The organism is Streptomyces ficellus, from assembly GCF_009739905.1.
Lineage (GTDB): Bacteria > Actinomycetota > Actinomycetes > Streptomycetales > Streptomycetaceae > Streptomyces > Streptomyces ficellus_A.
Map to the genome: position 1 here is coordinate 4,535,504 of NZ_CP034279.1, position 13,667 is coordinate 4,549,170.

Annotated in this window: 7 protein-coding genes; 2 read left to right on the top strand and 5 right to left on the bottom strand. The window is 75.0% G+C overall.

Annotation, left to right across the window (positions count from 1 at the left end):
- Nucleotides 1-9: 9 nt before the first annotated feature.
- The gene (locus EIZ62_RS20305) at nucleotides 10-2,238 is read left to right on the top strand and encodes a CDP-glycerol glycerophosphotransferase family protein (RefSeq protein WP_156694062.1); all 2,229 of its coding nucleotides are present in this window, start codon (nucleotides 10-12) and stop codon (nucleotides 2,236-2,238) included.
- Nucleotides 2,235-3,896, top strand: coding sequence for a glycosyltransferase family 2 protein (locus EIZ62_RS20310; protein WP_156694063.1), 1,662 nt, complete (start codon nucleotides 2,235-2,237; stop codon nucleotides 3,894-3,896). The genes EIZ62_RS20305 and EIZ62_RS20310 overlap by 4 nt, the downstream gene beginning before the upstream one ends.
- Here the strand turns inward: EIZ62_RS20310 and EIZ62_RS20315 are convergent.
- From EIZ62_RS20315 to EIZ62_RS20335, 5 genes are all read right to left on the bottom strand, one after another.
- Nucleotides 3,893-6,124, bottom strand: a complete 2,232-nt coding sequence (locus tag EIZ62_RS20315; protein WP_156694064.1) for a bifunctional glycosyltransferase/CDP-glycerol:glycerophosphate glycerophosphotransferase — start codon at nucleotides 6,122-6,124, stop codon at nucleotides 3,893-3,895. The two genes, EIZ62_RS20310 and EIZ62_RS20315, sit on opposite strands and share 4 nt — an antisense overlap.
- A 68-nt stretch (nucleotides 6,125-6,192) precedes the next feature.
- Nucleotides 6,193-7,101 (bottom strand): carbohydrate ABC transporter permease, encoded by a 909-nt coding sequence (locus EIZ62_RS20320; protein WP_156694065.1) that lies wholly within the window; start codon nucleotides 7,099-7,101, stop codon nucleotides 6,193-6,195.
- Entirely contained in the window at nucleotides 7,098-8,447 is a 1,350-nt protein-coding gene (locus tag EIZ62_RS20325) for a carbohydrate ABC transporter permease (RefSeq protein ID WP_156694066.1), read from the bottom strand. Before EIZ62_RS20325 ends, EIZ62_RS20320 begins: the two co-directional genes overlap by 4 nt.
- 4 nt (nucleotides 8,448-8,451) lie before the next feature.
- Nucleotides 8,452-9,834, bottom strand: coding sequence for an ABC transporter substrate-binding protein (locus tag EIZ62_RS20330; RefSeq protein WP_156694067.1), 1,383 nt, complete (start codon nucleotides 9,832-9,834; stop codon nucleotides 8,452-8,454).
- Nucleotides 9,835-9,967: 133 nt separating this feature from the next.
- On the bottom strand, nucleotides 9,968-13,279 hold the full coding sequence (locus EIZ62_RS20335) for an FHA domain-containing protein (protein ID WP_156694068.1): 3,312 nt from the start codon (nucleotides 13,277-13,279) through the stop codon (nucleotides 9,968-9,970).
- Nucleotides 13,280-13,667 lie beyond the last annotated feature (388 nt).

The following is a 13,667-nucleotide window of genomic DNA, read 5'->3' on the forward strand; positions in this document are numbered from 1 at the left end:
CGAACGCCCATGCCCGCACTCAGCGTCATCGTGTCCGGCCACGCCCCGCTCAGCCGGCTCCGCACCTGCCTGGACAGCGTCACCGCCCAGACGCCGCCCGACCTCGACATCGTCGTCACCGTCCCCGCCACCGACGCCCCCGCCCGGGCGCTCGCCGCCCGCCACGAGCTGCGCGACCCCCGCGTCACCGTGGTGCCCGTCGCCCCCGGCGCCCCGCCCGCCACCGCCCGCGCCGCCGCCGCCCACGCCGCGACCGGCACCCACCTCCAGTTCCTGGACCCCGCCCTCGACCGGCTGCCCGAGGGCGCCGCCGCCGCCCTCACCGCCCGCCTCGACAGCGGTGACGACGCGCCCGACGTCCTGCTCACCGACCACCACCACGCCCACTGGTGGGACGACGCCGCACCCGGCGGCTCCACCGAGCTGCTGGCCCAGGCCGGCACGGACGGGACCACCACGCTCGCCGCCCGCCCCGCCCTCCTCGACGTCGCGCCGCTCCTCGGCAACCGCCTCGTCAGCGCCCGGCTCCTGGCCGAACACCCCGAACTGGTCGGCACCGAGGGACACGACGAGCTGTACCTCTCGTACGCCGTGCTCCTCCTCGCCCGGCGGATCACCGCCACCGCCACCGCCGGCCTCGTCCGCCACAAGGACCGCCCCAGCCAGCGGCGCGCCGCCGGCCCCGAACAGCACTTCGCCGCCTTCGGCCAGTACGAGCGCCTCCACCAGCTCGCCCACGCCGCCTCCGCGCCCCCCGCGCTGCGCGCCCGGCTCTACGACCGCATGGTCGGCGACTACCTCGCCACCCTCGCCCGCCGCGACGAACTGCCGCCCGCGCTGCTCACCGAGTACTTCCGGCGCGCCGCCCGCCACACCGCCCGCTTCCGCCCCGAGGGCCACCAGCGGCCCGGCGGCCTCGACGGTGTCCGCCACGCTCTCCTCGGCCGGGGTGCCCACCTCGGTTACCGCCTGCTGCGCATCGCCAACGACAAGCGCCGCACCGTCCAGGCCGTCGCCGGCGCCCGCGCCGAACAGGCCGCCGCCGCCCGCACCCGCCTGCGCTACCGCCGCCGGCTGCGCCGGCCCGTCGACCAGGACCTCGCCGTCTTCTCCGCGTACTGGGGGCGGGGCGTGCACTGCAACCCGGCCGCCATCGCCGCCGAACTCGCCGAACTCGCCCCCGACATCCGCCAGGTGTGGATCGCCGAACCCGACCGCGTCCCGCTGCTGCCGCCCGGCACCGACCACGTCCTGCCCGGCACGCCCCGCTACTGGGACGTCCTCGCCCGCGCCAAGTACCTCGTCAACAACGTCAACTTCCCCAACGGCGTCGTCAAACGCCCCGGCACCGTCCACCTCCAGACCCACCACGGCACGCCGCTCAAGCGCATGGGCGTCGACCAGCGCGACCACCCGGCCGCCGCCCAGGGTCTCAACCTCGAAGCCCTCCTGGAGCGCGTCGACCGCTGGGACTACAGCCTGTCCGCCAACAGCCACTCCACCGAGACCTGGCAGCGGGCCTACCCGGCCGGCTACCGCTCCCTCGACTACGGCTACCCCCGCAACGACGTCCACTACCGGGCCACCGCCGCCGACGTCCGCACCGCCCGCGCCAGGCTCGGCATCGAACCCGGCCGCCGCGCCCTGCTGTACGCCCCCACCCACCGCGACCACCAGTCCCGGACCCGCTGGACGCCCCGCCTCGACCTGCCCCGGCTCGCCGACGCCCTCGGCGAGGACACCGTCCTGCTCGTACGCGGCCACTACTTCCACGACCGGCTGCCCGGCCCGCGCCACGACCGGGTCCTCGACGTCACCGGCTACGACCCCGTCGAGGAACTCGCCCTGGCCGCCGACGCGCTCATCACCGACTACTCGTCGATCATGTTCGACTACGCCAACCTCGACCGGCCCATCGTCCTGCACACCGACGACTGGGAGACCTACACGGCGACCCGGGGCGTCTACTTCGATGTCACCGCCGAACCGCCCGGCCACGTCACCCGCACCCAGGACGAGCTCACCGAGATCCTCCGCGACGGCACCTGGTGCGACGAGGCGGCCGCCAAGCAGCGCCATGACTTCCGGCTGCGGTTCTGCGAGTACGACGACGGCCGCGCCGCCGAGCGGGTCGTCCGCCGGGTCTTCCTCGGCGAGGGCGAGGAGAGTTTGCCGCCCGTGCTGCCGCTGGAGCGCCGCACCCCCGCCCCCACGCCCGAGGAGGCCACCGGCCGATGACCGCCCTGCCCGACGTGACGGTCACCGTCATCGTCCACGACGACGCCGAACGGCTGCCCCGCGCCATCGCCTCCGTACGCGCCCAGACCCACCGCGACATCGAGATCGTCATCAGCGACGACCACTCCACCGACGCCACCCCGAAGGTCGCCGCCCAGCTCGCCGACCAGGACGACCGCATCCGCGTCATCCGGCTGGAGCGCAACAGCGGCGGCTGCGGCGCCCCCCGCAACCGGGCCCTCGAAACCGCCCGCGCACCGTTCCTGATGTTCCTCGACAGCGACGACGAACTCCCGCCGCGCGCCTGCGAACTGCTGCTCGCCGCCCACGCCGAGGCGGACGCCGACTTCACGATGGGCGCCGTCGAACGGGTGCGCACCGACACCGGTGACGTCTCGCCCTGGATGGGCCACCTGTTCGCCCGGCGCCGCACCGTGCGGGGCGTCGAGGACGAGCCGCGCATCCTCTTCGAGCCGCTGTCGACCAACAAGATGTACCGCAAGGAGTTCCTCGACCGGCACGCCCTGCGCTTCCCCGAGGGCCTCCACTACGAGGACCAGCTGTTCTCCGCCCGCGCCTACACCCTCGCCCGCGCCTTCACCGTCATCACCGAACCCGTCTACCGCTGGTACATCGCCCCGCACGCGCCCGCCGACGCGGCGACCATCTCCAACCGGCGCCACCTGCTCACCAACGTCCGCGACCGGGTCACCGTCGCCCGCCTCATCGACGACTTCCTCGCGGAGCACGGGGTGTCGCGGAGGGTGCGGGAGGAGAAGGACCACAAGTTCCTCACCCACGACCTGCGGCTGTACGCGGGCGACCTGCCCCACCGCGACCCGGCGTGGGTCGAGCGGTTCGCGGCGGAGGTCCTGCCCTACCTGGACGGGCTGTCCCCCGCCGCCTTCCGCCGGATGCGCCGCGACGAGCGGGCCGTGGTCGGGCTGCTGCGCGAGGCACGGTACGAGGAGGCCCGGCAGGCGGCCCGGGGCCTGGCGCACCGGGTGGCGCCCCGAGAGACGGTCACCGACGACCAGGGGCGCACGTACTGGGGGAGCACCCCGCCGGTGACGGAGGCGGGGCGGGCCGACCTCGACCTGACGGACCTGGACCTGGCGGGCTGCCCGTTCGGCTCCGCCCGGTTCCGGCACGAGATCACGGAGGTGGAGCGGGACGGGGAGACCGCGCTGCGCCTGCGCGTGCGGACCTACGACCCGGCGCGGCGCCTCCCGCTCGCCCCGCTGGCGGCGCGGCTGCACGTGGCGCCGGGCGGGCGGCGGCTGACCGTGCCGCTGCGGATGGACCCGGCGGGGCGGGGCGTCTTCGAGGGCGCCGTACGGCTCGACCTGGCCGCCGCCGCGCTGCCCGTGCACGGCTTCCGGGGCGTGCGGCACCCGGTGCTGGAGGTCACCGACGGGCGCACGGCCCAGGGCGCCGCCAACACCGGCATCCTGCTCGCGCCCCTGGACTTCGAACCGTTCGAGGTGGCCGGCGCGGGCCGGCACCGCGTCACGGTCGAACCGGAGGGCCGGGACGCGGGACGGCTCCAGCTGCGGTGGCGTCCCGGCGGCGTCGTGGGCCGCCTGCTGGGCCCGGTGGTGCAGCGGGGACCGGTGCGCCGGGCGGCCAAGGCGCTGATCGGCACCCGGCCGACCTAGCGCGGCGCCGGGAAGAGGGCCGCCCCCGCCCCGCCCAGGGACGGGGCCGGACGGCGGTCCTCCAGCGGGACGACGGGCGGCAGGGCCGCCGGGTCCTCGCCCAGGAACAGGTGGCGCACCACCCGCTCGGCCGCGTGCCCGTCGTCGTACGGGCAGAAGCGCGCCCGGAACGCGGCCCGCAGCTGCGCCGAGCGCGAGCCGCGCCAGTGGCCGGTGGCGAAGATGTCGACCAGCTCGTCCTCGGTGCGGGCGACCGCGCCGGGCGGAAAGGCCCGCACGTCGAAGTAGGTGCCACGGGCCGCTTCGTACGCCCCCCAGTCCTCGGTGTGCACCACGATCGGCCGGTCGAGGCCCGCGTAGTCGAACATCAGTGACGAGTAGTCGGTGATCAGCGCGTCGGACGCCAGGCACAGCTCCTCGATCGAGGGGTGCCCGGACACGTCGATGATCCGCGCGTTGCCGTCCGTGGCGACCGGCGAGCCGTGCGTGGGGTGGGGGCGGGCGAGGACGACGTAACGGGGGCCGAGCGCCAGCAGCAGCCGCTCCAGGTCGAGCAGGCGCGGCTGGGGGTGGACGTAGTCGCGGTGCGTGGGCGCGTACAGGATCGCCGTGTGGCCCTCCGGGATGCGCAGCGACTCGCGCAGCAGGGCCACGTCGGAGGCGGTCGCCCGCTGGAAGACGTCGTTGCGCGGCGAGCCGAACTCCAGGGTGCGGTAGGCCGCCGGGTACACCCGCTCCCACACCAGGCTGGAGTGCCGGTTGGCCGACACCAGGGCGTCCCACTTGTCGATGTTGTGCAGCAGCCGCGCGAAGTCCATGCCCCGCCCGGCGGCCGGCCGGTACTGGAGGTCCAGCCCCATGTGCTTGAGCGGTGTGCCGTGCTGCGTCTGGATCAGCAGCTGGCCGCGCCGCTTGACCAGCCGCCGGTCGAAGTTGGCGTTGTTGACCAGGTACTTGGAGCGGGCCAGCGCTGTCCAGTAGGCGGCCGTTCCCGGGCTCAGCCTGCGGGTGCCGGTCGGCACGGTGTGCGCGTGCTCCGGCGCGCACACCCAGGCGGTGCGCACGTGCGGGGCCAGCTCCCGCACCCGCTCCTCGATGGCCGCCGGGCCGCACGCGTACCCCCGGTTCCAGTACGCGGCGAACACCGCCCGGTCCGCGCGCACCGGCAGGCACAGCTGGACGCGGTAGTGGAGCTGGAGGCAGGCGCCCCGCACGGCGCGGACCGCCACCGAGGCGTACCGCCCGGCCCGCTTCGCGAGCACCCGGGCGGTCATGATCGCGCGGTAGGCGCGGTGGCAGCCGAGCCGGACCAGGGCGTGCCGCAGCCGGGTGGTGAACTTGGGCGTGGCGCCGGGGGTGCGGAAGCGGCGGTAGTGGCGGCGGGCGCGCCGGAAGAAGTCGGCGCGGGTGCCGCGCGGGAGGCGGCCGGGCGCGGAGAACACCGACGTGAAGTGGTCGGCCATGCGCCGGAACAGCACCGGCCGCCAGCGCGCCAGCTCGGGCCGCGCGTCGATGAACGCGAAGACCCGCTCGTACTGCTCGAACAGGTCGAAGTGGCGGGGGCTGGTGGTGCGCAGGATGGAGCCGGTGCGCCGCTGCCGGTAGTGGACGCACACCCGGTCCAGGGTGGCGATCGACCCGGCGGCCATCAGCGCCGGGTAGGTCCACGGGGTGTCCTCGTAGAAGCCGGGCGGGAAGGTGAAGCCCTCGCGCTCCAGGAACTCACGCTTGTACGCCTTGTTCCACACCACCATCAGGACCTTCAGCAGCCCCGGCCGCTCGGTCAGCGGGAAGGGCGCCGGGCCCGCCTGGCCGAGGTGGCTGCGGAACTCGTGGCGCACCGCCTCGCCGGACCAGTAGACGCGGGCGTAGTCGTACACCAGGAGGTCGGGCGAACCGGTCTCTTTGAGGCGGTCGGCGACGGCCTGGAGGGCTCCCGGTACGAAGGTGTCGTCACCGTCCAGGAAGACGACGTAGTCGCCGCTCGCGCGGGCGAGACCCGCGTTGCGGGCGGGCCCCAGCCCGGCGTTCTCGGGCAGGTGGACCGCGATCACCCGGCGGTCGCGGGCGGCGAACTCGTCGATCACCGTCCCGCAGCCGTCGGGCGAGCAGTCGTCCACGGCGATCAGCTCCAGGTCCTCGAAGGACTGGGAGAGCACCGACTCCAGGCACTCGTGCAGATACGCCTGGACCTTGTACGCGGGGACGATGACGCTGAACCGGGGCATGGCCCGGGAACGTCGGATGAACCGACCGGGTTACGCCCGCCGTGGCATACGGGGGACGCTCGCGGACCCTACTTGACCGCACCCGCCATCACACCGGAGACAAACTGCCGCTGGAAGGCGAAGAAGACGGCGAGCGGTATCACCATGGAGACGAACGCGCCCGGCGCCAGGATGTCGATGTTGTTGCCGAACTGCCGTACCTGCTGCTGGAGCGCGACGGTGATCGGCGGGGACTCGGAGTCGGCGAAGATCAGCGCGACGAGCATGTCGTTCCACACCCACAGGAACTGGAAGATGCCGAGCGAGGCGATCGCGGGCCCGCCCAGCGGCATGACCACCCGGGTGAACAGCCGGATCTCGCCCGCCCCGTCGAGCCGGGCCGCCTCCAGCAGCTCCCGCGGGATCTCCGCGAAGAAGTTCCGCAGCAGGAAGATCGCGAACGGCAGGCCGAACGCGACGTGGAACAGCACGACCCCGAGCGTCGTCTCGAAGATCCCCACCGCGCCGAACAGCTTCGACACCGGAACCAGCGCCACCTGCACCGGCACCACCAGCAGCCCCACCACCAGCAGGAACCACCAGTCCCGGCCGGGGAACTCCATCCACGCGAACGCGTACCCGGCGAGCGAACCGATGACGACGACCAGGACGGTCGCGGGCACGGTGATCAGCACGGTGGACAGCAGCGAACCGGTGAGGGTCTCGTTGTCGAGGATGGCCGCGTAGTTGGCGGTGGTCAGCTCGGCGGGGGCGGTGAGCACCGTCCACCAGCCGCTGTCGCTGATGTCGGCGGGGTCGCGCAGCGAGGACAGCAGCAGGCCGACCGTCGGCATCAGCCAGAACAGCGCGACCAGGACGAGGAAGACCCGCATCACCCCGCCTCCGGCCCGGGCCGCCACCCGCGCGGCGAAGCCCTGCCGGGCCCTCACGGTCGTCGTCCCTGGGCCGGTCGGTGCGTGCGGGAGCCGTCCGCTCATCGCCGGCCCTCCTTCCGGATGCGGCGGATGTTGAAGAACATCACCGGGATCACCAGCAACAGCAGCAGCACCGAGATCGCGCTCCCCACCCCGAGGTGCGCGTCCGTGCCGAACGACGAGCGGTAGAGCTGGAGCGCCAGCACGTTCGCGTCGTCCTGGACCGACCCCGGCGCGATGATGAACACCAGGTCGAAGATCTTCAGCACGTTGATCATCAGGGTGACCAGGACGACCGCCAGGACCGGCGCCAGCAGCGGGACCGTCACCCGGCGGAACACCTGCCACTCGTTGGCGCCGTCCACCCGGGCCGCCTCCAGCAGTTCACGCGGCAGGCTCGCCAGACCGGCCGCGATCAGCACCATCGCGAAGCCCGCCCACATCCAGACGTAGCTGCCGATGATCGCCGGCGTGACGAGCGACGGGCCGAGCCAGTCCACCCCGTTGTACTGCTCCCGGAAATTGCTCTCCGGCAGCCGCAGCAGCGCACCGTCCGCCTCCCGGGGCAGGGTGAACGTGCCGTCGGCGCCCGCCGTCGCCGTGGCGACGACCCGGCCGTCCCGCACCGCTTCCACCTTCAGGCCCTTCAGGCCCAGCTCCTCGGCGTCGATGGTGTTGGGCCTGCCGCCGCCGCCCCGGGTGAAGTCCAGCCACGCCGTGCCCGCCACCCCGTCACCGCCCGGCGCCGGGGGCTTCGCCGGCCTCGCGTCCTCCGGCATGTCGGGCGCGGCCACCCCGATCAGCGGCAGCTGTACGGGCGTTCCCGCCCTGACCGGCTCCTTGGTGACGAACGCCCCGCCGCCGGCCGCCTCCAGCGGGTGCACGGGCAGCGGCCGCGCCTTCGGATAGCCCGCCGACTCGGCGAACGTGTCGTGCACGCCCACCCAGACCGCGTTGGCGACTCCCCGGTCCGGGTCCTGCTCGTACACCAGCCGGAAGATGATCCCCGCGGCCAGCATCGAGATCGCCATCGGCATGAAGACGAGCAGCTTGAACGCCGTGCCCCACCGCACGCGTTCCGTGAGGACCGCGAAGATCAGCCCGAGGGCGGTGGCGACGGTCGGCGCGACCACGACCCACACCGCGTTGTTCTTGACCGCCGTGAGGATCGTGTCGTCGGTGAAGATCTCGACGTAGTTGTCCAGGCCGGCGAAACCGCTGCCCGCCTGGTCGAAGAACGACCGGTAGACCGAGTACCCGATGGGGTAGACCACGAGCGCGCCCAGCAGCACCAGCGCGGGCAGCAGGAAACCCGCCGCCACGAGCCTGCGGGTGCCGGTCACGCTCTTGCGCGAAGCCGGGGGCGCCGGCGGCACGGCCGCCGCGCCCCCCGTTGCCGGCGCCGTCATGGCGTCAGCTCTGGCCCTTGTAGGCCTTGGCCGCGTCGGCCTCCAGCCTCGCCTGCGTACCCGCGACGTCCTTCGGGTTCTTCAGGAAGTCCTGGAGCGCCTTCCACTCGCCCTTGCCGGGCGTCCCGCCGAACGACTGCGGCATCTGGTCCGACATGTCGAAGCGGAAGTCGTCGCCCGCCGCGATGAGCGCCCTGCCGATCTCGCGCTGCACGTCGTTCGGGTACGCCGCCGCGTCCAGCGACTTGTTGGGCGAGATGAACCCGCCCTCGCCCGCCCAGATCCGGGCCGCGTCCGGCGAGGCGAGGAACGTCAGCAGCGCCTGGGTGGCGGGCTTGTCGGTCAGCGCGACCGCCACGTCCCCGCCGGTCACCACCGGCGCCTCGGCACCCACCGCGGGGAACGGGAACGCCTTCGCGTCCGTACCGATCTTCGCCTCGGTCTGGGCGATGTTGATGGACACGAAGTCGCCCTCGAAGACCATCGCGGCCTTGGGGGTGTCACCGCCGGTGAAGGTCTGCGTCACCGACGCCGGGAACTCCGTCTGGAGGGCGCCCGCCGCGCCGCCCGCGATCAGGTTCGGCCTGCCGAACACCTCCCCGAGGGTCGTCAGCGCCTGCTTCACGGACGGGTCGGTCCACGGGATCTCGTGCTTCGCCAGCCGGTCGTACTTCTCCGGCCCGGCCTGCGAGAGGTAGATGTTCTCGAACCAGTCCGTCAGCGTCCAGCCGTCCGCGCCGCCGATCGAGAAGGGCGTCACCCCGGAGGCCGAGACCGTGTCGGCCGTGGTGAGCAGCTCCTTCCAGGTCTTCGGCTCGGACACCCCCGCGTTCTCGAACGCCGCCGTGTTGTACCAGATCAGCGACTTGTTGGCGGCCTTGAAGTACACGCCGTACTGGGTGCCGTCCACCGCCCCGAGGTCCTGCCAGCCCTTGGAGTAGTTCTTGGCCAGCTGCTCCTTGGCCGCCGCCCCGGCCGGCTTGGCCCACTTGCGCTCCACCGCCTGCTGGAGCGCGCCGACCTGCTGGAGCATGGCCACGTCCGGCGGCGCACCGCCCGCGATCTTCGTACCGATGTAGTTGAGCATCGCGTCCTGCGTCGGGACGTACGCCACCTCCGCCCCGGTGCGCTTCTCGAACTCGTCGAGGACCTTGCTGAACGCCTGCTGCTCCGGCCCCGTCCACACGGCCACGACCTGGACCTTCTGGCCGTCCAGCTTCGGCAGTTCGACGCTCGCCGCCCCGGTGCCCGGGTCCTTGCCCGGCCCGGAGCCGCCGTCCTTGCCGCCGTCGTCCCCGTCGCCGCACCCGGCGAGGGCGAGCGCGCCCACCGCCGCCATCACCACCGCGGCCCTGCGTGCTCTGCGTGTCCGAAGAGTTGTGCGCATCACTGCCCCGTCTCTTCCGTGCGCGTACGCGTCCCGTCCGTCAGGTCTACGCCCGGCCCACGGGTGCCGCAATACCGCCCTCGGTGTCCGGCGGGGGATCGTGATGGTGTCGTGACGTGGCGTCAATCCCTCCTCAGGCCTGCCGAGTTGGTACGAGCCGGGGCAGCGGGGCCGCCTCCACGGAACGGGCCGCCCGCTCCAGCGCACTCGCCAGCAGCGCCAGGTCCGTCGGGCCGTTGCCCAGCTCCCGCACCGGCCGCCGGGCCGGCGGGTCGCCCATGCGCTCCCACTCCAGCGGCACCACCGTGGGCCGCTGCGTCGCCGTACGCGGGATGCGGCCGGTGACCCGGCCGCCCTGGAACGGGGTCACCCGGCCGTCCGGGTGCCCCAGCCGGCCGCGCCCCGGCGCCGGGACCTCCGGCCCGGGCGCCGCGGGCGGGGCGTCCAGCACCACCCGAAGCCGCGCCCGGTGCGCCAGCTCCGTGTCGGCCGTGCGCTCCGGCCGGGCGGACGCCGCCACCAGGTGCACGCCCAGCCGGTGACCGTCCCGGGCCACGGCCTCCAGCGCCCGCACGACCGACCCGGCCGCGGGGCGCCCCGGACTGCCGAGCGCGGGCGCGATCAGCGCGTCGTAGTCGTCGACCAGGACGACCAGCCGGGGCAGGGGAGGCGGGACCTCGTCGATGGGGCGGGCGGGCACGGAGGGCGGGGTGCCGTCCGCGGGCCGGGCCTGGCCCGGGTGGTCCGCCGGGCGGCTCTGCTCCAGGGGTCGGCGCGGGCCGACCATGCGGTCCGCGACCTCCCGCCGGGTGTGCCACTCGGTGAACTCCAGGCCGCCCAGCACCTCGGCACGGCGCTTCAGCTCCGACGCGAGCGCCTGGGCGAACTCCCGCATCCGCACCGGGTCGCTGGCCACCAGGTGCTCGGTGGTGTGCGGCAACTCCGTGCAGGGCGCGAGCCCGTCGCCGCGCTCACCCCCGGCGCCGTCGACCAGCAGCAGGCCCAGCCGGTCGGGGCGCGACGCGGCGGCCAGGGACGCGGCAACGGTACGCAGCAGCTCGGTGCGGCCGCTGCCGGCGGGGCCCTCGACCAGCAGGTGGGGGCCCTCCGTGGTCAGGTCCACCACCAGGGGCCCGCGCGGGCCGGCGCCCAGCACCGCGGTGCCGTCCGGGGCCGAGGCCCACCGGGCCATCAGGGACGCGGGCGTCGCCCGGGCAAGGCCCAGCTCGTCCAGCAGCCGGGAGGACGGGGGCAGCGGTACGGAGGCGGACCGGGCGCGCGGGCCGGTGCCCGGGGGCCAGGCGCCGGCGGTGGCCGTGCCGGGCTCGTCCCGCTCGGCCCGCAGCGGGGCGAGCGCCCGCGCGAACCGCTCGGCCCAGGCGGCGGACACCGCGTCCACCGTGCCGACCGTGCCGTGCCCGGCGGGCTGCCCGCCGGCCGTCCGCATCAGGCGCAGCGCGGTCGCCACGTCACCGGACAGCAGCGCGGCGGCACCGCACTCCCGGAACGCCAGCGACGCGGCGCACGCCGTCTCGTACGTGTCGATGACGGGGGAGAGCGGTGAGGCCGCCGGGGTCTCGGCCAGGCAGACGAGGTGGATGCCCGCCGCCGCGCCCGCACCCGCGAGCCGCGCGGTCGTCTCGCGCAGCGCTGCCGAGCCGGGGTCGCCGTCGACGATCACGACCGTGTACGTCCCGTACTCCGCGGCGTGCCGCCCGGCGGCGTCCTCGACGGCCCTGCGGTCGGCGCTCGCCCAGCCCGGCCCGAGCGGCCCGTCGTCCAGCCGGCGGGTCAGCTCGGCGGTCCGGGCGGTGGCCTGCTCCCGGTCGTACGCGAGCAGCAGCCGGCAGTCCTGCCCGTGGGCCGGGCGCACGTGCGGCAGCCAGCCGAGCCAGCTCCACTCGCGCTTCCGGCCCGCGCCGCTGATCAGCACGATCTCCAGGTCCGAAGGCGCGTGCAGCGCGGCGAGCTGCGCCACGACGGAACGGGTCAGCCCGAGCAGCCGCGCCCGCGGCCCGGCGAGCCCGAGCGACCCGGCCTCACGGAGCCCCACCGTGACGGGCACGGCGGCGAGGTCGGCCCGGTCGGCGGTGCCGAGGCGCACGGCCAGGGCCTCCGGGTGTCCGGGGCCCCGCTCCCACAGGCGCGGTCCCGGGCCGAGCGCGGTGAGCAGCACGGCGGCCGGGTCGGGCCACGTCTCAGGGGCGGCGCCGCCCGCGAGGGCCGCGGGAAGGGGCCCCTCCGGTACGCCGGCCGCCCCCTCGCCCCGCCCGCCCGCGAGCCGCCGCGCCCACGCGCCTATGCCCCGCTTGCGGCCGGACGCGGAGGAGGTGGGGGAGGCGGAGGAGGCCGGGCCCACGGGCGTCTGTGTGGGGCGGTCGGCGGCCCTACCGGGGGCCACCCCCACGGTCACCCCTGAGGGCGGCCCCGGCGGCGAGCCGCTCACGGTCCGCCCCACGGGGGTCCCGCGCGCCGGAGTCGCCTGCCGCGAACCGCCTGCCGGGGCGGTGCCGGGGGTGGGGCTTGTGTCGAAGGGGTCGCCGGGGTGAGCGGCGCCGTGGCCGGTACCCGGCGCCTGGGGGCCTGTGACGCGGGCGGTGCCCTCCGGGCCGGCCCCGCCCGGCCCGGTGCCGGGAACCCCGCCGGGGGCGGACGGGCCGGGGGAGCCGGGTGTCGTCGTCGTGGTGCCGGACGGTGCGGCGGCTCCCCGAGCCGGGCCGCCGGTCGCCTGGCGGGGCAGCCGGGGGTCGCCGGGTCCGGCCGCCGGGCCGTCCTGCGCCGGGGGCGCCCCGCCCGTACGGGTGACCCGGAGGTGGCCCTCGCCGTCGGGGGCGGTCGGCAGAGGCGCGCCGTCCGAGGGAGGCGGGCCCGCGGTCAGCCGCAGGGACGACTCGCCCAGCCGCAGCAGCGCGCCCGGGGTGAGGCGGACGGGGCGGGTGCCGACCTCGGAGCCGTCCAGGGTGGTGCCGTTGGTCGAGCCCAGGTCGGCGACCGTGACCCGGCCGCCGTCCGAGACGGTCACCGCGCAGTGCAGGCGGGACACGTCCGGGTCGTCGAGCGGGACGTCGGCGTCGGCGGAGCGCCCGATGCGGATCTGGCCCGCGTGCAGCAGGTGGACCCCTCCCGCGTCCGGCCCGGCCACCACGTGCAGCCGCGCCGCCCCGGCGTCCAGGGGCGCGTGGTCCTCGCCGGGGACCTGGAGCGACAGGACCGCCCCGTCCACCAGCGGCGGCTCGCCGAGGACACGGCGCTGGGCGTCCAGCCGCTCGCCGCCCGCGTGAAGCACGACGGTGCCCGAGTGGTCGGCGCCCGACACGGCGGCCGCCAGCCCGGAGGCGACGGCGGCCAGCGCGGTCCCCGCCGGGGCGGTGACGAGCACGTCACAGGCACGCCCGGCGGCCTGGCCACCGGTCGGCGCCGCGAGGACGGTCAGCCGGATCTGCATCGCCGTCAGCGGTCCCTTCTGCGCGGCGCGCCCGGCAGGGGAGGGAATGGCCCGACTCGATCTCCCCCCACCCGCGACGGACGCGTCGTCCGGTCAGGTCGGCACGGACCACGGGGCTCCCGACCCCGCGATGCGCCGTGCTGGAGGCATCCTCCCACCTGGGACCGACAACAGGTCCCCGGACCACCAAAAAATGATCTTGAGTGGTCGAACGTGATCACGAAAACGCCTGCTTGCGCCCGCCTTGGGATCATGTGCGGCGGCGCGAGTCGTGTCACTCTGGCAACCGTGTCCCCTTCGCGCGCGTCTTAGCGGGGCGAAGGGAGCGGAAGACGACCCGCCGGTGCGGCACCGTCCGGCACTACAGTGGGTCGGACACCCGGGCGGA

Excerpts from the sequence above, each read along its gene's own strand:
- EIZ62_RS20305 (WP_156694062.1), top strand. The coding sequence starts at position 10 with ATGCCCGCACTCAGCGTCATCGTGTCCGGCCACGCCCCGCTCAGCCGG.
- EIZ62_RS20310 (WP_156694063.1), top strand. The coding sequence starts at position 2,235 with ATGACCGCCCTGCCCGACGTGACGGTCACCGTCATCGTCCACGACGAC.
- EIZ62_RS20315 (WP_156694064.1), bottom strand. The coding sequence starts at position 6,124 with ATGCCCCGGTTCAGCGTCATCGTCCCCGCGTACAAGGTCCAGGCGTAT.
- EIZ62_RS20320 (WP_156694065.1), bottom strand. The coding sequence starts at position 7,101 with ATGAGCGGACGGCTCCCGCACGCACCGACCGGCCCAGGGACGACGACC.
- EIZ62_RS20325 (WP_156694066.1), bottom strand. The coding sequence starts at position 8,447 with ATGACGGCGCCGGCAACGGGGGGCGCGGCGGCCGTGCCGCCGGCGCCC.
- EIZ62_RS20330 (WP_156694067.1), bottom strand. The coding sequence starts at position 9,834 with ATGCGCACAACTCTTCGGACACGCAGAGCACGCAGGGCCGCGGTGGTG.
- EIZ62_RS20335 (WP_156694068.1), bottom strand. The coding sequence starts at position 13,279 with ATGCAGATCCGGCTGACCGTCCTCGCGGCGCCGACCGGTGGCCAGGCC.